The following is a 21,449-nucleotide window of genomic DNA, read 5'->3' as shown; positions in this document are numbered from 1 at the left end:
AGGAGTTGTGTTGTATGGATATAAAATCGTCTTTTGAAGCATTAGACAAGCAATTCACCAGTTTTGGTGGATTAGAACAAGGCGGCATTACGCGCTTGCTTTATTCAAAAGAATGGAAAGAAGCGGTAACACAATTAGAAACAGCATTTAAAGAAATTGGATTAGATGCACAATTTGATGATGTTGGGAATTTAACTGGTAGACTGCAAGGCACTAAATATCCTAACGAAGTTATCGTATCAGGGTCACACATTGACACAGTGGCAGAAGGTGGACATTTAGATGGGCAATTCGGAATATTGTCAGCATTAGTTGCCATCCAATCTTTAAAAGAAGAATTTGGTGCACCACTGCGTTCATTAGAGGTTTTATCTTTAGCTGAAGAAGAAGGCAGTCGTTTCCCTTATGCTTTCTGGGGAAGTAAGAACTTCTTTAATTTAGCTGACAATGCAGATGTTAAAGATATTGAAGATGCAGAGGGTATAAAATTTGTCGATGCTATGCGTGATGCAGGATTTGGTTTTAGACAAAACGATACAGTCAGAGATGACATCAAGGCTTTTGTTGAAATGCATATTGAACAAGGAAAAGTTCTTGAAGCTGAAGGCAAATCAATTGGAGTTGTAAATGGTATTGTTGGTCAAAAACGTTATACAGTTAACCTAAAAGGTGAAGCAAACCATGCTGGAACGACTCCGATGGGATTAAGAAAAGATACGGTAGTTGCTTTTAGTAAAATTGCAACTCAATTAACGGAAAAAGCAGTATCAATAGGGGATCCGTTAGTTTTAACATTTGGCCATGTTACGCCAGTTCCAAACACTGTAAATGTAGTGCCTGGTGAAGTAACATTCTCAATTGATTGCAGACATATTGACCAAGAAGCATTGGATCAATTTGCAAACGAAATTGAAACAACTATTCAAACTATTTGTGATGAAGATGGTATAACATGTGATATCGATCGTTGGATGGATGAAGAACCAACATTAATGGATGAATCAATTGTTAAAGTCATTGAGTCATCAGCTCAGAAAAAAGTTGGCGATCAATATAAAGTTATGCCATCAGGAGCTGGTCACGATTCACAAATATTTGCGAAATATGTACCAACAGCAATGTTATTTGTTCCATCTATTGATGGTATTAGTCATAACGTCAAAGAAGAAACAAATATCGAAGATCTTGTTAAAGGAATCGAAGTATTAAAAGAAACACTTTATGAATTAGCTTATAAAGAATAAAAATATAAAAATAAAGGAGCATTTTATAATGGGATATTTAAATCATAATCAAGGATACAGAGAAGGTTTATTAGAGACACGTTCAGTAATTAAGAAAGACAATTATGCGGTAATTACGCCAGACGGTTTAGTAAATAACGTTGTACCTGGCTTTGAAGATTGCGATATTACAATTTTAGGTTCACCAAGATTAGGTGCACGTTTCGTTGACTACTTAGTTACATTGAAGAATCAAGGCGGAAATAAAGAAGGTTTTGGTGGAAATGGTGTTCAAACATTTATCTATGTTGTTTACGGAAAAATTAATGCTTATGCAGATGGCAAACAATATCAATTAAATGAAGGCGGCTATTTATATGTACCACCTCACTTAGAACTTACATTTGAAAACAATAACAATGGCGAAGACAGCCGAGTATTCTTATACAAAAAACGTTACCAACCAATCGAAGGCCATACACCAGAAGTTGTTACAGATAACGTAAATGATTTAAAACAAGAAGCGTATGAAGGTATGGAAGAAGTACTTGTTCAAGACTTACTACCTAAAGAAATTGCATACGACATGAATATTCATATCTTGTCATTCAAACCTGGCGCTTCTCACGGTTACATTGAGACACACGTACAAGAACATGGTGCTTACGTATTAAGTGGTAGAGGTATGTATAACCTAGACAATGACTGGTTACCAGTTGATAAAGGCGACTATATCTTCATGGGTGCATATTCACCACAAGCTACTTATGCTGTAGGTTTAGATGAGCCATTCGCTTATATTTATTCTAAAGATGCAAATAGAGACATCGAAATATAAAGGAGATAATCGGCAATGACGGAAGAGGCTTTAGTATATGTTGAACGTAATAAATTACGTCAACTTATGAAAGATAAATTAATAAAAGCAGGCTTACCAGAAACTCAAGCTGACAAATCCGCGGATCTATTAATATTTGCTGATGAAAGAGGTGTGCATTCTCACGGAACCGTGAGAATGCAATATTATTCAGAACGTATTACAAAAGGCGGATATAAATTATCACCAGATTTAAATTTTGAACAAACAGGTCCTGCTTCTGGTATTTATCATGGTGACAACGCTTTAGGGCATTATGTTGCATATGAAGCAATGGAAGAAGCAGTGAAATTAGCAAAAACATCAGGTATTGGTATCGTTGGTGTTAAAGAAATGGGTCACAGTGGTGCAATTGGTTATTTTGCTAAACAAGCAGCTGAACAAGGTATGGTTGCTTTAACTGTATGTCAATCAGATCCGATGGTAGTACCTTTTGGTGGAACTGAACCGTATTTTGGTACAAATCCAATAGCGTTTAGCGCACCAAGAAAAGATGCTTCACCAATATTATTTGATATGGCAACAACTGTTCAAGCTTGGGGCAAAATATTAGATGCACGTAGTAAACATAAATCTATTCCTGATACTTGGGCTGTAGATGACAAAGGTGAACCAACAACTGACCCACATGAAGTAAGCGCTTTATTACCAGTAGCTGGTCCAAAAGGTTACGGACTAATGATGATGGTTGATATTTTATCAGGTAGTTTATTAGGACTACCGTTTGGTAAACATGTTACTTCAATGTATAAAGACTTAACAGAATATCGTAGATTAGGTCAGTTACACATTGTTATTAATCCTGCTTATTTTGGTGACGAAGAAAGATTTTTAGAACAGATTTCACAAATGGTGGAAGAGTTACATGCAGTACCACCAGCAAAAGGATATGACAAAGTTTATTATCCAGGTGAAATTCAAGAAGATGTTATTAAAAAATACCAAGAAACTGGTATTCCAGTAGCAGAAGAAATATACGAATATTTAATTTCAGATCGCGTTTATTAATCCAAAGGAGAAGAGGTGGCGTTATGCGTCTTTCAAAACAAGAACTATTCAATCTTATGAAACAAAAATTAATTAAAGCTGGTTTAAACGAAGAAGCAGCGTCTGATGTTTCAGATGTTTTAACATTTGCTGACCATCGTGGTATTCATTCACATGGCGCAGTACGTGTTGAATATTATGCAGAAAGAATAGCTAAAGGAGGTATAACGGCTGATCCAGACTATACATTTGAAAAGACTGGACCAGCAACTGCCACATTTGATGGTGATAACGGTCCTGGACATCAAGCTGCAAAGCAAGCTATGGAAGAAGCGATAGAGATGGCTCGAGATAATGGCGTTGCAGTAGTAGGTGTTAAAAATATTTCTCATAGCGGCGCACTAGGCTACTTTGTTGAAATGGCAGCTAAAGAAGACATGGTAGCGATAAGCATGTGTCAATCTGACCCAATGGTAGTACCTTTTGGTGGAACTGAGCCATATTTCGGAACAAATCCAATTGCATTTAGTGCACCATCAAATGATGATCGTATTATTACTTTTGATATGGCAACGACTGTACAAGCTTGGGGGAAAGTATTAGATGCGCGCAGTAAAAACGAATCTATTCCTGATACTTGGGCAGTAAACGACAAAGGTGAGCCAACAACTGATTCAAGAGATGTACATGCTTTAGTACCTGTTGCAGGTCCAAAAGGCTACGGACTTATGATGATGGTTGATATCCTTTCTGGAAGCTTGTTAGGTGTGCCACACGGTATACATGTTTCATCTATGTATCAAGATTTAACTAAAGGAAGAGACTTAGGACAATTACACATTGTTATTAATCCTTCTTATTTTACAGATTTAAATCAATTTAAAAAACAAATCACGACTATGCTCGATGAACTAAAAGAGCAACCGGCAGCTGAAGGATATGGAGAAATATATTATCCAGGTGAACGCGGCAAATTAAGAAGTGAAAAGTATGACGAAGAAGGCATAGAGATAGTAGACGATATTTATAATTATCTAATATCTGAAGACGTACATTACGATAGATATCACGGCAAAAATAGATTTGCCGAATAATAATTGGAGGAAGAAAATGTTATATACAATTATTAAAGAAAACACATACCAAGATTCAATTGTATTAATGTTATTATCAAATAAATTATCAGCAATTGACGGTGTGAATAAAGTTTCAATAATGATGGGAACACCAGCAAATAAAGATATATTTAAATCATCAGGTTTAGGAACAGAAGAATTAGAAGATGCTAAACCAAACGATATTGCTATCGTTGTTGATACAGAAGATGAAGAAAAAGTAGAAGAAGTAAGTAAAGCAGTAGATGAAGAATTAAAAGGCAATAGTGAAAAGGAAGAAGCATCAAATAATAAAGAAGCTTCAAATTGGAACCAAGCTTTAGATTTAGCAAATAATCCTAACTTAGCAATGATTTCTATACCTGGTCAATATGCTGCTATGGAAGCAGATAACGCTTTAAACAATGGCTTACACGTCTTCATGTTTAGTGACAACGTTGCTAAAGAAGACGAAGTAGCGTTGAAACAAAAAGCTAATGAAAAAGGTTTAATGGTTATGGGACCAGACTGTGGTACAGGTATTATTCATAGTGTACCTTTAGCATTTACAAACATCGTGAACGAAGGCGACATTGGTGTTGTAGGAGCATCTGGTACTGGTATCCAAGAAGTTACAACAATTATTGACCGTGAAGGCAAAGGTGTTACAAACGCAATCGGTACAGGTGGCCGTGATTTATCAACAGAAGTTGGTGCGGTTACAATGTTAGATTCAATCAAAGCTTTAAACCAAGATCCTAAAGTAAAAGTGATAACTGTAATTTCTAAGCCCCCAGCTAAAGAAGTAGAAGAAAAAGTATTAAATCTTTTACGTAATATTGAAAAACCAGTTGTAACACTATTCTTAGGTCATAAACCAGAATTTACTGAGAAAAATATTCATCATGCATACACATTAGAAGAAGCAGCTCGTGTTTCTGTACAGTTATCTAACGGCGAAGAACCGAACTTTGCAGCTTCAACACTTAAAGATATTAATGTTGAACTAAAAGATAATCAAACTGGTATTAAAGGTTATTATTCAGGCGGTACTTTAGCTTCTGAAGCAGCAATGTTAGTTAAAGATGCTTTAAATGTTGAAAGTGAAGAAGCTGAAGGATTTACTTTGAAAGCAAATAATCACGAAGTAATCGACTTAGGTGATGATATGTATACTCAAGGTAGACCACACCCAATGATTGATCCTGGAAAACGTATCGAAATGTTAGAAAAATCTGCAGATCAAGAAACAACTGCTGTCATTATGCTTGATAACGTAATTGGATATGGTAGCCATGATGATATGGCAAATGAATTAGCACCAACAATCTCAAGTATTAAATCTAAAGTTCAATCAGAAGGTAGAGATATTGCAATCTTAGCTACTGTAGTTGGTACTGAACATGATCATCAAGGTTATGAACAACAACAAGAAACATTACGTGAAGCTGGTGCAATTATTTGTGATACAAACGATCAAATGGTTCGTACAGCTATTGAATTAGTAGGTGGAAAAGTAGAACAACCTGAATTACAAGTTCAAACATTTGAAGCAACTAAAGTTGATTTAACAGTTGATGAAAAAATTATGAACCTTATCAATATGAAACCAAGTGTTATTAACATAGGACTGAAAAGTTTCGCTGAAGCGGTTGAAAACAGTGGATCAGAAGTTGTTCAATTTAACTGGCGTCCAATAGCAGGTGGAAATGAAAAATTAATGAAAGTCTTACAATTTTTAAATAATTATGAAGGAGAGTCAGTATAATGGGATTTAAAACAATTGATGAAGCCAATCAAGCCGTTATAGATAAAATGGTTGCTGCTGCACCGTTCTTAGTAGATGTAGTCCCAGCAAAAACTAAAATTCCAGAATTAAAAGAGAATGTTCTTTTACATGCAGGGCCTCCAATGACATATGACGATATGACAGATCCAATGCAAGGTGCATGTGTCGGTGCGATTCTTTTTGAAGAATGGGCTGATGACGAAGCAACTGCTAGAAAAATGTTAGAAAATGATGAAATTACATTGATACCATGTCACCACGTAAACGCGGTGGGTCCAATGGGCGGTATTACTTCAATGAACATGCCAGTACTTGTTGTAGAAAACAGAGAAAATGGTAACGAAGCATATTGCCAAATGAACGAAGGTATCGGTGCGGTTATGCGTTTCGGTGCATACAATGAACAAGTTATTAATCGTCTACATTGGATGAAAGATGTACTTGGTCCTGTATTAGGTGAAGCAATTCGTTCACTAGAAGATGGCATGAACGTAAACGTGCTTATCGCAAAAGCTATCGCTATGGGTGACGAATTCCACCAACGTAATATTGCTTCTTCATACGCATTCTTACGTGATATAGCACCAGTTATATCTTCATTAGACCACATTGATAACGAAAAACGTACAGAAGTAATACAGTTCTTATCTGATACAGACCAATTCTTCTTGAACGTTGCTATGGCAACTGGTAAAGCAATGATGGATGCAGCAAGAACTATTCAATCTGGTACAGTAGTTACAGCTATGACACGTAACGGTAATCAATTCGGTATCCGTATCGCTGGTATGGGAGACGAATGGTTCACTGGGCCAGTAAACACACCACAAGGACTATATTTCACTGGTTACTCAGCAGATGATGCAAACCCAGATATGGGAGACTCTGCAATTACAGAAACAATAGGTGTAGGAGGCATGGCAATGATTGCTGCTCCTGCAGTGACACGCTTTGTAGGCACAGGCGGCTTTAATGATGCATTACAAACAAGTAATGAAATGACAGAAATCACTATTGGTGAAAATCCTAACTTTGCTATTCCAACTTGGAATTTCAAAGGGGCTGTATTAGGAATTGATGCTAGAAAAGTAGTAGAAACAGGCATTACTCCAGTTATTAATACTGGTATTGCACATAAAGTAGCAGGCTTTGGACAAATTGGAGCGGGTACTGTACATCCTCCAATCGAATGTTTCGAAAAAGCAATTACAGCTTATGCTGAGAAATTAGGATTCTAAGATGATTTTAAATGCAAGTGCGACAGGTAGTGTCGCACTTGATTTATTAAGAAAGCATGATGCTTTTTATGTGCACAGTGTATTTAAAAAAGGCTTTAATATCATAACGAATCAACAAGATTTAATATTCATAGGTACTGACGAAAATGGTCGGTTCCCTTTCGGTATACTTGTCGATTCATATACGAGAGATCAGCTCATTTCTGAAATTGAGATTGGGGCACAACTGAAAGTTCAACATCATACCTTAAATATTAATCATTTAAAGTTAAACTGGAAAGTTGATGTGCTCGATTTAGAACAAGATTTTGATCAATGTAATGTACCGTTATTAAAAGAACAATTGGATAAATTTTCTTTTGCAGATTATGAAGAATCAGAATTTACAAGTTTAAAAATAGATGAATTTTTAGTAGCACTGAGCTCGAAAGAAGTAGATATTGAACCTTATTTAAGATATTACATTGGTAGAGGACAAGGTCTGACGCCAACAGGTGATGATATTATAACTGGAATACTTTATGCAAATAAATTAACACCATTTATAGAGACATCAAATTTATTAAAATTAAAACAATTATTGAATGAACATCTTACAACAGTCGTTAGTGAAGCCTTTTTAAATTGTGCTTTAGACGGGTTGTTTAGTTCGAAAATTACAAAGCTTCAACATGAAGCATCGGAAAAAGCGATAAAAGAATTAATATCAGTTGGTTCATCCTCAGGAATGGATACACTTTATGGTATTTCTCTAGCTTTACATAAGGAGTGGAATTAATGGGTAAAAGAGTCGTGCTTGCTTTAGGTGGAAATGCTATTTTACAACCTAAACAAGAAGCAACATATGACAATCAATACAACAATGTCATAACAGCTACAGAGAAAATGATAGAAATAAGAAAAGCAGGCCATGAAATTGTTGTTACACATGGTAACGGACCTCAAGTAGGAAATATTATTGCTCAAAATGAGTATGCTAAAGATAACGTTCCAGCATTACCAATAGACGTTTGTAGTGCAGAATCACAAGGTATGATTGGTTATATGATGGAAATGGCATTGAAAAATCATTTGAATAAAGATAAAATTAATGCAAACGTTAGTACATTATTAACTATGGTAGAAGTGGATAAAGATGACAAAGCGTTCAGCAACCCATCTAAACCAATAGGCGTATTCTTTGATGAAGATACAGCAAAAAGCCTAGAACAAGATAAAGGCTTCACAATGGGAGAAGATGCAGGTAGAGGTTACCGCAGATTAGTACCTTCTCCAGAACCACTTGTTATTCATGGCGTTGAAGAAATTAAAAGTTTACTAAGTAAATCAATTATTATTTCTTCAGGCGGTGGCGGTATCCCTGTATATCGTAATGAAGAAGGAAATCTTGAAGGTGTAGAAGCTGTAATCGATAAAGATAGATCAGGCTTAAAACTTTCTGAACAAGTAGAAGCAGACGTGTTCATGATGTTAACAGATGTACCAAATGTTTATATTAATTATGGTAAAGAGAATGAGAAGAAATTAGAACAAATTTCAGTTGAAGAAGCTGAACAATATGTGAGCGAAGGACAATTCCCAGCAGGTAGTATGTTACCTAAGATTGAAGCTGCTATTGAATTTGCTAAGACAGGTAATGAAGCTATTATTTGTTCATTAGGCGAAGCAGTAGATGCTTTAGAAGGCAAAGCTGGCACACGCATTGTAAAATAATCAGCTACTGTCAATATTATGAAAGAGTCTGAGACAATTATTTATGTCTTAGACTCTAAAAATTTTATATGGAGGTGAGGATTTGGAAGAACAAATGAAAAAATATCATTTTAAAGATATTTGGATTGTTTTATTAGGTATGATATTTGTAGCTTCAACGTTAAGGGCACCATTAACTTCTGTTGGTCCGGTTGTTGACTCAATTAAATCTACATTAGAAATCAATAATAGTTTGGCTGGATTTTTAACAACAATACCTTTACTTATATTCGGGATTGTATCTCCGTTAGTATCGAGAGTTGTTACTAAGTTAACGATGTCAGGTGCAATTGTTTATGCACTAATTTTATTAATGGTTGGTTTATTCTTACGTGTATCTGGCGGTATTAATTTATTTATTTTCGGTACAATCTTAATTGGTGTGGCTATCGCATTCGGAAACGTTTGTCTACCTAGTTATGTGAAATGGAAATTCCCATTACAAATAGGTTTATTCACCGGTATTTATAGTGCGACGATGAACTTTACTGCTGGTCTGGGTGGTGGACTAAGTTATCCCTTATCCCAAATCTCACCATTAGGATTCCGTTTGTCATTAGCGTTTTGGATTATATTAGCAGTATTAGCGCTTATATTATGGATGCCTCAAGTTAAAGGTGGAAAAGCCGAGGAAATTAAAGCTACTAAAGAAATGCAAGCTAAAGCACAAGGACCTAAACCTAAAATGGTAACTTCTAAGTTAGCATGGGTTGTTGCGTTAACAATGGGCTTTCAATCTATGGTGTTTTATACAGTAGTTGCATGGGTCCCTTCCATCCTAATAGATAAAGGACTATCACCAACTACAGCTGGATATTTCCTTATGTTGAACCAATTTTCACAAGTACCTATGACATTTCTATTTCCAATAATCGCTTCTAAAATGAAAAATCAAAAAATACTCGTAACAATTATAACGGTGTTATTCTTAGTTGGCTTCAGTTTACTATTTAGCCAATCAATTGTTTTACTAGCAATTAGTATGGTTATAGCGGGTCTAGGAATGGGTGCATGTTTCAGTATATGTATGACATTCTTCTCAATAAGAGCAAGAACAAGTGCAGGTAGCATGTCATTGTCTGGATTCGGACAATCTATCGGATACTTTATTGCAGCAATTGGACCGTTCTTCGTTGGATATTTACATGATTACTTCGGCGGATGGGACGTAGGCATAATCGCATTACTTGTTATATCTGTTTTAACGTTTATATTTGCTATACAAGCAGCACAAGATGTATATGTAGAAGATCAATAAAAGTTATAAAATAATACTCCTAATCCGATTTAACGGATTAGGAGTATTTGTTTATATTTAGGGATTGCAATAGTTTTTTGTTGTACTTGGATTAATGAGATAGAAAATCCAATAAAGGTGTGTGTAGTTGGATTATTGTTGTAGTTAATCCAATAAGAGTATGGTTAGTTGGATTATTGAGTTAGAAAATCCAATAAAGGTGTGGTTAGTTGGATTATTGAGATAGAAAATCCAATAAAGGTGTGGTTAGTTGGATTATTGAGTTAGAAAATCCAATAAAGGTATGGTTAGTTGGATTATTGTTGTAGAAAATCCAATAAAGGTATGGTTATTTGGATTATTGTTGTAGAAAATCCAATAAGAGTGTGGTTATTTGGATTATTGTTGTAGAAAATCCAATAAGAGAGCATGTACTTGGATTAATGAAAAAGAAAATCCAATAAGAGTTGAAGAGGGTGAGACACCTTTCTGTCCCACTCCCTATTTTAATCAAAATTATGATTCATAATATTTAATAAGTGTATCTAATGCTTTAACAGGATTTAATCCTTGTACGCCTTGTTGTTGTAAAAATAAAGAGAAAATAGATAAGAATGTAAGTATGTTTTGTTTTTCTACTACATAGCCCATTAAGCCAATTCTCCATATTTTATTTTGTAGTTCGCCAAATGATCCAGCGATTTCTACACCGTAATTTTCTAATAATGATTTTCTAAATTCGTTAGGCTCTACACCTTCAGGGATTTCAACGCAAATGACCATTTTCATTTCATGGTTTGCATCTCCATAAATTTTTAATCCAAGTGCTTCTAGTGCGCGTTTTAAACCTTCGTGATGGTAAGCATGACGTTCAGCTCTATTTTCAACGCCTTCTCCTACAGCAATTTTTAAGCCGGCATTTAATGCATAAACCATAGCTGTTGCTTCTGTATGGTGGTTTAAACGTTTAGGACTCCAATAATCTTGAAGTTGTGTTAAATCAAAGTAATTACTTCTTATGAAAACTTCTTTCTCTGTTTCTTCGTTAGTTCTAATACCTTCTTCAACACGTTTTCTAGTATTAATTGCTTCACTAAAACGCTCATTAAAAGTAATTGGTGTGATGCCAGACGGTATAGATAAGCATTTTTGAGCACCGCCAATAACAGCGTCTAATTCCCATTCGTCAACTGGTATAGTTGTACCTAAGTATGTAGCAACGGCATCCACTACTGAATAAACGCCTCGTTCTTTACAAGCTTTACCAATCTTATCAATAGGTTGCTGGCGTCCGGTAGATGTTTCACCGTGAACAATTGCTAATACTTTAGGTTTTACGATATCTAATGCTTTAATAATTTCTTCTTGTGGTAGAACTTCTCCTACAGGACATTCAATAGTATGTACGATACCTCCAGCACGTTGAACTAGCTCTGCGAATAAATGTCCAAACCTACCTATAATTGGAACTAAAACACGATCTCCTGGCTCGACGATACTTGAAATAACAGCTTCTAATCCCGCTCTGCTCGTACCATCAACAGGGAATGACCATGTATTTTCTGTTAAAAATGATTTTCTAATCAGTTCCATTGTTTCATCCATTATAGCTGTAAAGTCCGGATCAAATTGACCAAGTATAGAGTTGCTCATTGCTTGTGAAACACGTGGGTCCACACTTACAGGACCTGGTGTCATAATTAATCTTTTTGCTATTTTCAATTCACTCATATTAAGTTCTCTCCTTTACACTTTTCCTTTTTAATTGTATCAAATTATTAATTCAAGTTCTTTGTATAATTATACAAAAAAGCATATAACTTTTATTAAAAATGACTAATAATTGTGATTATTCAGTTATTGCTTCCGCAAGTAATTTATAAGACTTTTTCTTGTCTTTAAAATTATAAATATTAGTAATAATCATGAATTCATCAGTTTGATAATATGTTTCAAGTTCTTTTAATTTTGCTACGACTGTTTCTGGAGACCCGATAATACAACGTTTTCTATTTTTCTTAATTAAATCCTGTTCTTCATCTGTAAAATCTTCAAAGTTGATTTCTTCAGAAGACAATACTTTAGTCCCTCGACCTTTGCTAACATTAATTAACCATTTATCTTGGCTTAGAGCAAGTTCTTCAGCCTTTTCATCAGTTTCAGCACATACTACAAAAATACATACAATACTAGAAGGTGATTGCTGACTAACAGAAGATTTAAAGTCATTATAATATCGCTCCATTGCTATTTTTCCATACTTAGGATTGATAAAATGACCAAATACAAAACCAATTCCTAAATTCGCAGCATTTTTTGCACCATTTTCAGTTAATCCTAATAACCACATTGGAGGAGGATTATCGATACGAGGTCCAGCTTTCACAAGTCTGAATTTATGATCTCGGGGAAGTGAATTATATAAGAAACCTTGTAAATCACTAACTTGTCTAGGGAAATCATCAATAGGTTTAATGTGATTATCCGTTAAAGCCTTTTGTGTAGAAGGCGAACCACCAGGTGAATTACCAAATCCGATGTCTATACGATTAGGAAAAAATGCTGATAATGTCTTAGCATTTTCTGCAATTTTATAAGGGCTGTATTGAGGTAACAAAATACCACCAGAACCAACACGAATTTGATTTGTCGAAGCGGCTATATTTGTCATTAATATCTCTGGTGAAGAACTCGCTAATCCACTCGTATTATGGTGTTCCGCAACCCAATAACGGTGATAACCTAACGACTCTGTCCATTTTGCTAATTCAATAGTCTTCCTTAATGTTTCCTCAGGCGTGTCACCTTTAGAAATAGGTGCCTGATCCAGTACACTGAGTTTCATTCAACCACGCTCCTTTTACTCTTAATTAAAGTATAACTTAAAAATAAATATTGTTTTAAAATCTGCTTATGATGTGATGATGCTACTTATGAAAGTTGCAAGTCGAGGTCCACGCACAACTTTATCATTGAGTGAACAAAGTATTAATAAGACATGCTGTAAAAAACTCCCTTCAAAACCGAGTTTGAAGGGAGTTTTAAACTTAACTAAATATTCGTTTGTGCGCCTGGTCCGACTGGTATTCCTAGTAAGTACCAAATGACAAACATAATTGTCCATAATATGAGAATTGCGATAGAGTATGGCAGCATGACGGATACGACTGTGCCTATTCCATTTTTCTTTCCGTATCTTTCTGCTACTGACACGATGTAAGGGAAGAATGGCATTAGTGGTGAAATGATATTTGTTGATGAGTCTCCAATTCTATATGCTATTTGTGTAACTTCAGGAGAAACGCCTAATTGCATAAACATCGGCACAAATATTGGTGCCATGAGTGCCCATTTTGCAGAGTCTGCAGCGATAAAAATATTTATAATTGTTGTAATTATGATCAATGCTATTAGCGCTGTTAGTCCATTTACATGCATAGCTTTCAGTAATTCAGCACCGTTTACAGAAAGTATTGTTCCAATATGAGAGTATTCAAATAATGCAACAAACTGTGCAGCGAAAAAGATTAAAACAATAAATTCAGACATTGTCATTAAAGACCCACTCATGAGTTCAACTGCATCTTTATCGTTTTTAACTGTTTTGTTAATAACACCGTAAGTTAAACCAGGGATAAGGAATACGAGCATCATCGTAAATATAATACTGTGTATAAATGGTGAATCGATAAAACTTCCATTTTCTCCTCTTAATAATCCATTAGATGGTATAACCATACTACCGATAACAACAATTACGGCAATTAAAGCAATGTTAGCCCATTTAAAAGCTTTAGGATTAATTTCATCAAATTTAGTGTTTTCAGGTTCTTCATATTCTCCTAAACTAGGTTCAACAATTTTATCTGTAATAAACGTTCCAATTCCTACAACAAGAAAAGTAGAAACAAACATAAAGAACCAGTTATCTGTAGCATTTACAATGTAATCAGCATTAAGTATATGTGCAGCTTCTGTCGTCATACCACTTAATATTGGATCGTTTGTACCTAGGAATAGGTTTGCAGAATAACCACCTGCTACACCACTGAATGCAGCAGCGAGTCCCGCTATAGGATGACGTTTGAATGATAAGAAAATCATTGCTCCAAGAGGCACTAATACAACATATCCTACTGAAGCGGCAATGTTAGAAAGTACACCTAATAACACAACAATTGGAGTTATGAATTTACGTGGTGTATGTGCAACGGTCTTTTGAATTAATGCACTTAAATAACCAGTTTTTTCAGCTACACCAACACCGAGCATAGCGACCAAAACAGGGCCGAGTGCTACGAAAGATGTAAAGTTCTCAACGACACTTGTAAATACATGTGAAATACCAGAAGGTGTCAGCAAGCTAATAACTTTTGCAGTTTGGTTTTCTACATTTCCAGTTTCTTGGTTTATACCTTTAAATGATACGGACACATCAAATAAATAAAGTATATGTGAAAGAACAAATAAAATAACGATAAATATTAAAAATATCGTAACTGGGTGTGGAAGTCTATTACCTATATTCTCAATTTTACTTAGGTAGCGGCTCATTTTATTTTGTTGCACGTATATCCCTTCTTTTTTATGTGATACTAAAATTGTATAGTAATTTATACTAAATTCAAGAATAACAAATCAAACAAATAAGAATAATAAGGTAATTTAAATTAAAGGTTGAAAAATGTTCGTGTGTTCGAACGTTTTTTATTTTGAGATATTTTGTAATTGAATAAGGTTTGTTAACGAAATTATAAACATAATTATTTGTAAAAAATATACATTTAAGAAAATAAATGTGATATTATATTTTTTAAAGGGGGAGTGTAAAAATTTGTTAATTTATTATAATTATTATTTAAATAATAAAGTTTACTAATTATTGTAATTAACAACGATTAATGAAGTTTTAACAATGGAAGGAGAAGATTATTATGAAAAAGAAACCAAATTCAAGAAGGTTAGATTTCATCCCTAATCGATTAAACAAGTATTCAATTAGAAAATTCACAGTAGGTACAGCTTCAATTATTATAGGTTCACTAATCTTTTTAGGACAAGGAAATGAAGCGCAAGCTGAAGAAACTACTACTAGTAGTACAACACACATAACCGATAACGGTAATATAAATAAGGTAACAGCTGAGAAAACTACAGAAAATACAACAAGTGAAGAAGTACCGCCAGTTGCGGAACCAGCTGAAAATACATCAAACGATAACGAAATTAATAATGAAACAACGACAACAGAAACACCGGTAACAGATAAAGTAGAAGATAGCGAAGCAACAAGAGAAGAGCCAACAGAAACACCGGTAACAGATAAAGCAGAAGATAACGAAGAAGCAACAAGAGAAGAGTCAACAGAAACACCGTCAGTAGATAAAGCAGAAGATAGCGAAGAGGCAACAAGAGAAGAGCCAACAGAAACACCGGTAACAGATAAAGTAGAAGATAACGAAGAAGCAACAAGAGAAGAGCCAACAGAAACACCGGTAACAGATAAAGTAGAAGACAACACTGAATCAACTAATGAAGAACCAGTTGAAAATACACAAACTGATAAAGAAGCCAATAGAGAAGAGTCAAATACTAATGATGCTGTAACGAATACAGCAACTGATACAGATGACAAAGAAAGTACAGAGGAAGCAAGTGAGCAACCTTCTGGAACATTAGTAAATGATAAAGTAAACACGACTGAGTTTAATTTTAATTCTCAAGATATCAATCCGAATAATAGTGGGCACACTTCCTTTAATTCAAAATTCCAAGTTGATGGAGAAGTTAAATCTGGAGACTACTTTACGTTTAAATTACCTCAGTATTTAACAGCTGATGGCGATGTAGATTATTCAAATTTAAATAATATTATGAATTTACCAGAACTAAAAAATGCAAATGGTGATGTCATTGCTACAGGAATGTACAACACTACTAATAAAACAGGTACGTATACATTTACTGATTTTATAAATGGTAAGAAGAATATTAATGGTCAATTTGAACTTCCGTTATTTACAGATAGAAAAAATGCTCCTCAATCTGGTGAATATCCCTTAGAGTTTGATGTAGCTGGCGAAACATTTAATGAAGATATAAATATTAATTATGGAAGTCCAGTACAAGGTAATAGAGGTAAAAATGGATCAAATATTACTTCGTTTATAACAGAGATAGACTTACATTCTGGGCAAAATGAATATACTCAATCTATATACGTTAACCCTAAAGGCAATAAACTAAATTATTCTACAGTTAAAATCCAAGGTTATCATGAAGACCCTACGAAAAGTAGTACTTTAATTGATGAAAATAATACATCATTTAAAGTATACGAAGTTCAAGATAATACAAAATTAACAGATAGTTACTATATTAATCCTGAAGATTCAAATTATGTAGATGTAACAAATCAGTTTAGTAACGCAATTACTTATAGAGACAATACAGCGATAATAGATTTCAGTAATACTTCAAAAACTTATGTTGTAGTAGTAGACGGACACTTTGACAATAGTGGCGAAAGTGTAAGAACACGAGTGACTCATAGTAATACAGATTATTATGGAAATCAAAACACATATTATTGGGACAATGAAAATATCGTAAAACAAGGTTCTGGTTCTGGTGATGGCGACGATGATTCAGATTCTGACGCAGATGCAGACTCAGACAGTGATGCCGATTCAGATAGCGACGCGGACTCCGATAGTGACGCAGACTCAGACAGTGATGCAGACTCAGATAGTGATGCGGACTCCGATAGTGACGCAGACTCAGACAGTGATGCAGACTCAGACAGTGATGCGGACTCAGACAGTGATGCAGACTCAGACAGTGACGCAGACTCAGATAGCGACGCAGACTCCGATAGTGACGCAGACTCCGATAGTGATGCAGACTCCGATAGTGATGCAGACTCCGATAGTGACGCGGACTCAGACAGTGACGCCGATTCAGATAGCGACGCAGACTCAGACAGTGATGCAGACTCAGACAGTGATGCTGATTCAGATAGCGACGCGGACTCAGATAGTGATGCGGACTCAGACAGTGATGCGGACTCAGATAGCGATGCCGATGCAGATAGCGATGCAGACTCAGATAGCGACGCAGACTCAGACAGTGACGCCGATTCAGACAGTGACGCAGACTCCGATAGTGACGCAGACTCAGACAGCGACGCAGACTCAGATAGTGATGCAGACTCAGACAGCGATGCAGACTCAGACAGTGATGCCGATTCTGATAATGACGGTGATGTAGATCATGATATGGTTCCAGGGTCTAATATAGATAATGGACCGCATTCTGGATCAAATGTTGGTAAAGCAGCTAGTACTAGTAAAGATGGAAAATCTAATAAGACATTACCAGATACAGGTGAAGAAAATACACAAAATGGTCTATTGTTCGGTGGACTATTTGCTGGTTTAGGCTCATTGCTCTTGTTTGGTAGACGTCGTAAAAAAGAAAAGTAAATAGCGTATAAATAAATATGAAAGTATTTTTACTACCAGGCTTTTTAGCCTGGTTCCATTTATTTTCAACTTATTTCAAAAGTCGAGAAATGAGGGAATAAATTGTTTTTAGAAAAGCGAATTGATAAATTATTAGCAACAGTAAATGAAGAAAATCTAGAGTTTGATATTTCGTTTCTATCTTTAGGATTACCAAATATTAAAGCTATAGTTTCAGTTTTGAAAAGAAAAAAATATTTAAAAGATGATATATTAAAAGCATGCGCTCAATTTAAGAAAAAAACGGGTAAAGAACCAGTTTGGATTAAAATGGATATCGTTACGCATACAGAGCAAATTGACTTTAATATACTAGTAAATGATTTGGAAAAGACTCGTAGAAATTACGTAGACTATGGTTTTTCACTTGATGATAGTTGGAGGTATGCATTTTTACCTGAAATCATTAATGCGAATGCTTTTATAAGACCTAATAATAAAGATGAAAAATTATATCTATCTGAAAAAAATATCAATAACTATTTAAGAAAGTATACGAAAAATAACTTGGCATTTAATAAGTCTTACTATAATAATAAAAAAGTGATTAAATTCTATACAAAAGGTTTTTATGTTGAAGAAGATCGAATTATTAAGCTAAATGAAAAAGGTTATGAGAAAAATTTAAGAGATGTTGATAATTTTCACGAAGAAATAGATGAATTAATTAAACAAAGTGTGAATTATTTAAAGAATGAAATTCAAAGTAATGGTAAGTATATTTATGGATATTTTCCTCATTTTGATAAGAAAATTAATTTTTATAATAATTTAAGACATTCTTCTTCTACATATGCATTAATAGAAGGATTATCTTATTTGAATAAAGATATTTCAGTCGCTAAGAAACCTTTAAATTATATTATCGAAAACTATTTATACGAACATGATGGTATCGCTTATGTTTTTGATGATACGAAAGGTATCAATGAAATTAAATTAGGGCAAAATGCAGCATTTATATTAGCGATTTGTGAGTATTTAAGGCATCGACCAGATGATTTATACTATGTAGAAATAGCGCAAAAAGTGGCTAAAGGTATTGAAAGTATGATTGATGATAATGATGCAGAAACGATACATGTATTGCATTATCCAACATTAAAAGTAAAAGAAAAGTATCGCATTGTATATTATGATGGGGAAGCTGCCTTTGCTTTATTAAGATTGTACCAAGTTGATGGAGATGAAAATTGGCTCAATCTAGTTAAACATTTATTTGAAAAGTTTATAAAACAGAATTATTGGAAATATCATGATCACTGGTTAAGTTATTGTACAAATGAGTTAGTGAAGTTAAACCATGAAGAAAAGTACTATATATTTGGTATGAAAAATGCTGCTGGTCATTTGGACTATATTAAGCAAAGGGAAACTACATTTCCTACATTTTTAGAAATGCTTGTAGCGACATACAAACTTGTACAATCAGCTAAAAATAGTGGATTTAAACACTTAGTAACAGAGTATATAGACGAAAGAAAATTGATTGATACCATTCATTCAAGAGCAAATTATCAAAGAACTGGATATTTTTATCCAGAAATAGTAATGTATTTTAAAAATCCAGAAAGAATAATGAACACATTCTTTATTAAGCATCATGGCTTCAGAGTGCGCATAGATGATGTGGAGCATTATATTTCAGGTTATGTGCAGTATCAAAATGTATTTAAAAATAATAAGATTACTTAATAAAAATTATTTATACATAAAAACTTCCTCAAAATTTATGAGGAAGTTTTTTTAAGTATGTTATATCAGTTTTTTCTTTTGAACTAAATCAATACTATCTATATGATGTTGTACGATTTTTTCACAATAATCTAGGATTTCATCAATCTTACTTAATTGAATATCTTTAAGTATAAGTGCTCTTTCATCAAATGGGTCTCTAGCTTTCTTTAATAGTCCGAAGTGTTCAAGTGTTTTTAATGAATTCGTAATTTCTGAAGAGGGCGGATCGAACATAATATCTCTCAATTTTCTTACATAGACTTCTTCCTCATCTATTTCAGATAGATAGAATAAAGTTAAAATGTCCATTCTTTTTAATTTCTTTTCATTATAAATTGTCTTAAGGATATCTTTCTTAAATAGTTCGTAATAAATAATTTGTTTCATTTAATCGTCTCCTATTTTTTAATGGTTAAGTCATATACGTGATTATCAAGTTTTGTTAGAGCTTTTATAAAATGATTTTGTTCTTCCTCAGACAATATAGACAGCAAGCTATCCATATTATGTATGCAAACTTGTTTTAAATTTAGGATAGCTTCTTTACCATATTCAGTTATATAAATATAGTAAATTCGTTTATCACGTTCAGATTGTTTTTTGATGACATAAGAATTTTTCATTAAGTCATTGACTAGGCGACTTAAATTTCCTTTGTCTTCATCGATTTTTCTACATAAGTTGTTCAAAGTAATACCATCTTGTTCATAAATAATCTCTAGTAAATTTGCGAGTTTTAAGGATATGCCATGGGATTGCGCAACATCTTTGCATAGATAATGCAAATTACTACATAAATTCACTAGGGAACTTTTGAAAATCTGAGCATTTTCATTTAAAAATTGATCATTCATTTTGATGTGCCCCCCAAATAGTATTGTCAAAATATAACTATAAATCCTTATAATACTAAATAATACCAAAAATAGAGAAAAGTACAATAATATTGTTTGAAAATCTAATTAAAAAGGTTTAAGTTTTACGAAATTATTATTGTTGTAAAATACAATAATAAATCGAACTTTTATATATTCTAATAATTAATTGTATATTTATTTAATGTAACTAATGTATATAGTGAAAGCTAAACAAAGACTGTCAAATAAGTGATTCATGGACTTTGATTAAACTATTAATATCAAAATAAATTTTTATAACTTAGTAGAATTATGAACGAATATTGAAATAATAATTTACAAATAGCAATAAATGATATATATAGAAATAACAGGGTATTGTTATAGGTGGATATTTAAATTAATAAAAATTGACAATAAGTTACAACTTTTGAAATAGTCTATGTTTATAAAAAAGATTATTTAGTATACAATATCTTTTATAATTACAAACCGAAATGAGATGACAAGTATGAGTAAAATCGATAGACGTACACAGATGCTTGAAGCAGCAATTCAAATAGTAAATGAACAAGGCACTGATTCTCTTACACTTGATGCTGTCGCAAAACGTGCAGAGGTGAGCAAAGGCGGACTTTTGTATCACTTTAAAAACAAAAAAGCTTTAATTCAAGGATTAGTCGATTATGCAAGTGCCACTTATCGTAATAATGTCGATACAAACGTTCAAGATGATGACGATACTGGTAAATTGTTAAGAGGGTATATTGAAGCTACTAGAAGTCATCGTGACAATAATATTGCTATCAGTTCAGCTGTATTAGCAGCACAAGGAAACGACCGCTCACTTTTAAAACCATTACAAGAAACTTATCAAGAGTGGCAACATTTTATTGAAGACGATGGTTTGAACCCTGTAGATGCAACTATTATTCGACTTGCTATCGATGGCTTATGGTTAACAGAATTATTCGGCCTTGATGCAATAGATGAATCAAGACGTGAAGAAGTTTTAAACCAATTATCAAATTATACAAATAAGAATTAAACAATTTAAAATATTTAATCTATAGTGGTTAACCATGCTGAGACATTATTATGTCCCAGCTTTTTTTGTGTTTAAAAAAGAATTTGA

At 33.8% G+C, this 21,449-nt stretch carries 16 protein-coding genes and 1 pseudogene; 12 read left to right on the top strand and 5 right to left on the bottom strand.

The genetic code is table 11. The features are described 5' to 3' along the window. Nucleotides 1-14: 14 nt before the first annotated feature. The 9 genes from allC (at nt 15) to LQ688_RS04885 (ending at nt 10,218) form a co-directional block, all read left to right on the top strand. Nucleotides 15-1,244, top strand: a complete 1,230-nt coding sequence (gene allC / locus LQ688_RS04925) for an allantoate deiminase (protein ID WP_016999002.1) — start codon at nt 15-17, stop codon at nt 1,242-1,244. A 28-nt stretch (nt 1,245-1,272) separates the two neighbouring features. Beyond that, the gene (gene allE, locus LQ688_RS04920; RefSeq protein ID WP_016999003.1) at nt 1,273-2,061 is read left to right on the top strand and encodes a (S)-ureidoglycine aminohydrolase; all 789 of its coding nucleotides are present in this window, start codon (nt 1,273-1,275) and stop codon (nt 2,059-2,061) included. 15 nt (nt 2,062-2,076) lie between these two features. After that, nucleotides 2,077-3,108 (top strand): ureidoglycolate dehydrogenase, encoded by a 1,032-nt coding sequence (allD, locus tag LQ688_RS04915; protein ID WP_016999004.1) that lies wholly within the window; start codon nt 2,077-2,079, stop codon nt 3,106-3,108. Between the two features lie 23 nt (nt 3,109-3,131). Further along, on the top strand, nt 3,132-4,181 hold the full coding sequence (allD, locus tag LQ688_RS04910; protein ID WP_016999005.1) for an ureidoglycolate dehydrogenase: 1,050 nt from the start codon (nt 3,132-3,134) through the stop codon (nt 4,179-4,181). A 16-nt stretch (nt 4,182-4,197) separates the two neighbouring features. Then, nucleotides 4,198-5,949, top strand: a complete 1,752-nt coding sequence (locus LQ688_RS04905; RefSeq protein ID WP_070045067.1) for an acyl-CoA synthetase FdrA — start codon at nt 4,198-4,200, stop codon at nt 5,947-5,949. After that, nucleotides 5,949-7,208 (top strand): YlbE family protein, encoded by a 1,260-nt coding sequence (locus LQ688_RS04900; protein WP_239724117.1) that lies wholly within the window; start codon nt 5,949-5,951, stop codon nt 7,206-7,208. The genes LQ688_RS04905 and LQ688_RS04900 overlap by 1 nt, the downstream gene beginning before the upstream one ends. A 1-nt stretch (nt 7,209) precedes the next feature. After that, a complete protein-coding gene (locus tag LQ688_RS04895; protein WP_239703902.1) occupies nt 7,210-7,986 on the top strand; it encodes an oxamate carbamoyltransferase subunit AllH family protein in 777 nt (258 codons plus the stop codon). After that, nucleotides 7,986-8,921: a carbamate kinase gene (gene arcC, locus LQ688_RS04890; RefSeq protein WP_016999009.1), complete on the top strand. Its 936-nt coding sequence runs from the start codon at nt 7,986-7,988 to the stop codon at nt 8,919-8,921. The genes LQ688_RS04895 and arcC overlap by 1 nt, the downstream gene beginning before the upstream one ends. Before the next feature lie 82 nt (nt 8,922-9,003). After that, nucleotides 9,004-10,218 (top strand): CynX/NimT family MFS transporter, encoded by a 1,215-nt coding sequence (locus LQ688_RS04885; protein ID WP_228082780.1) that lies wholly within the window; start codon nt 9,004-9,006, stop codon nt 10,216-10,218. A 495-nt stretch (nt 10,219-10,713) separates the two neighbouring features. On the opposite strand, the gene LQ688_RS04880 is transcribed toward LQ688_RS04885, so the two are convergent. The 3 genes from LQ688_RS04880 to LQ688_RS04870 form a co-directional block, all read right to left on the bottom strand. After that, on the bottom strand, nt 10,714-11,928 hold the full coding sequence (locus LQ688_RS04880; protein ID WP_239704192.1) for a pyridoxal-phosphate-dependent aminotransferase family protein: 1,215 nt from the start codon (nt 11,926-11,928) through the stop codon (nt 10,714-10,716). A gap of 118 nt (nt 11,929-12,046) precedes the next feature. Next, nucleotides 12,047-13,042, bottom strand: a complete 996-nt coding sequence (locus tag LQ688_RS04875) for an LLM class flavin-dependent oxidoreductase (RefSeq protein WP_064205218.1) — start codon at nt 13,040-13,042, stop codon at nt 12,047-12,049. A gap of 206 nt (nt 13,043-13,248) precedes the next feature. Next, entirely contained in the window at nt 13,249-14,766 is a 1,518-nt protein-coding gene (locus tag LQ688_RS04870; RefSeq protein ID WP_235855328.1) for an AbgT family transporter, read from the bottom strand. 365 nt (nt 14,767-15,131) lie between these two features. Here LQ688_RS04870 and LQ688_RS04865 point away from each other — a divergent pair. Together LQ688_RS04865 and LQ688_RS04860 are read left to right on the top strand one after the other, a co-directional pair. Then, nucleotides 15,132-17,666, top strand: a pseudogene (locus LQ688_RS04865) (fibronectin-binding protein FnbA); the annotation flags it as partial. 117 nt (nt 17,667-17,783) lie between these two features. Then, nucleotides 17,784-19,415 carry a poly(glycerol-phosphate) alpha-glucosyltransferase gene (locus LQ688_RS04860; protein WP_239724119.1) on the top strand — a complete coding sequence of 544 codons (1,632 nt, stop codon included), beginning with the start codon at nt 17,784-17,786 and terminating at the stop codon, nt 19,413-19,415. A gap of 60 nt (nt 19,416-19,475) precedes the next feature. On the opposite strand, the gene LQ688_RS04855 is transcribed toward LQ688_RS04860, so the two are convergent. Continuing rightward, the gene (locus LQ688_RS04855) at nt 19,476-19,844 is read right to left on the bottom strand and encodes a transcriptional regulator, SarA/Rot family (protein WP_017000829.1); all 369 of its coding nucleotides are present in this window, start codon (nt 19,842-19,844) and stop codon (nt 19,476-19,478) included. An 11-nt stretch (nt 19,845-19,855) separates the two neighbouring features. Beyond that, nucleotides 19,856-20,311, bottom strand: coding sequence for a MarR family winged helix-turn-helix transcriptional regulator (locus tag LQ688_RS04850; protein ID WP_239752657.1), 456 nt, complete (start codon nt 20,309-20,311; stop codon nt 19,856-19,858). Between the two features lie 514 nt (nt 20,312-20,825). Here LQ688_RS04850 and LQ688_RS04845 point away from each other — a divergent pair. Continuing rightward, complete coding sequence (locus tag LQ688_RS04845; protein WP_017000827.1) at nt 20,826-21,362, top strand: TetR/AcrR family transcriptional regulator; 537 nt, start codon at nt 20,826-20,828, stop codon at nt 21,360-21,362. Nucleotides 21,363-21,449 lie beyond the last annotated feature (87 nt).

The sequence above is a fragment of the Mammaliicoccus sp. J-M40 genome (genome assembly GCF_022386395.1).
In the GTDB taxonomy this organism is placed as follows: Bacteria; Bacillota; Bacilli; order Staphylococcales; family Staphylococcaceae; genus Mammaliicoccus; species Mammaliicoccus lentus.
This window is presented reverse-complemented; position numbering and strand designations above follow the sequence as displayed.

Coding starts and splice junctions, on each gene's coding strand:
- allC (WP_016999002.1), top strand. CDS start 15: ATGGATATAAAATCGTCTTTTGAAGCATTAGACAAGCAATTCACCAGT.
- allE (WP_016999003.1), top strand. CDS start 1,273: ATGGGATATTTAAATCATAATCAAGGATACAGAGAAGGTTTATTAGAG.
- allD (WP_016999004.1), top strand. CDS start 2,077: ATGACGGAAGAGGCTTTAGTATATGTTGAACGTAATAAATTACGTCAA.
- allD (WP_016999005.1), top strand. CDS start 3,132: ATGCGTCTTTCAAAACAAGAACTATTCAATCTTATGAAACAAAAATTA.
- LQ688_RS04905 (WP_070045067.1), top strand. CDS start 4,198: ATGTTATATACAATTATTAAAGAAAACACATACCAAGATTCAATTGTA.
- LQ688_RS04900 (WP_239724117.1), top strand. CDS start 5,949: ATGGGATTTAAAACAATTGATGAAGCCAATCAAGCCGTTATAGATAAA.
- LQ688_RS04895 (WP_239703902.1), top strand. CDS start 7,210: ATGATTTTAAATGCAAGTGCGACAGGTAGTGTCGCACTTGATTTATTA.
- arcC (WP_016999009.1), top strand. CDS start 7,986: ATGGGTAAAAGAGTCGTGCTTGCTTTAGGTGGAAATGCTATTTTACAA.
- LQ688_RS04880 (WP_239704192.1), bottom strand. CDS start 11,928: ATGAGTGAATTGAAAATAGCAAAAAGATTAATTATGACACCAGGTCCT.
- LQ688_RS04875 (WP_064205218.1), bottom strand. CDS start 13,042: ATGAAACTCAGTGTACTGGATCAGGCACCTATTTCTAAAGGTGACACG.
- LQ688_RS04855 (WP_017000829.1), bottom strand. CDS start 19,844: ATGAAACAAATTATTTATTACGAACTATTTAAGAAAGATATCCTTAAG.
- LQ688_RS04850 (WP_239752657.1), bottom strand. CDS start 20,311: ATGAATGATCAATTTTTAAATGAAAATGCTCAGATTTTCAAAAGTTCC.
- LQ688_RS04845 (WP_017000827.1), top strand. CDS start 20,826: ATGAGTAAAATCGATAGACGTACACAGATGCTTGAAGCAGCAATTCAA.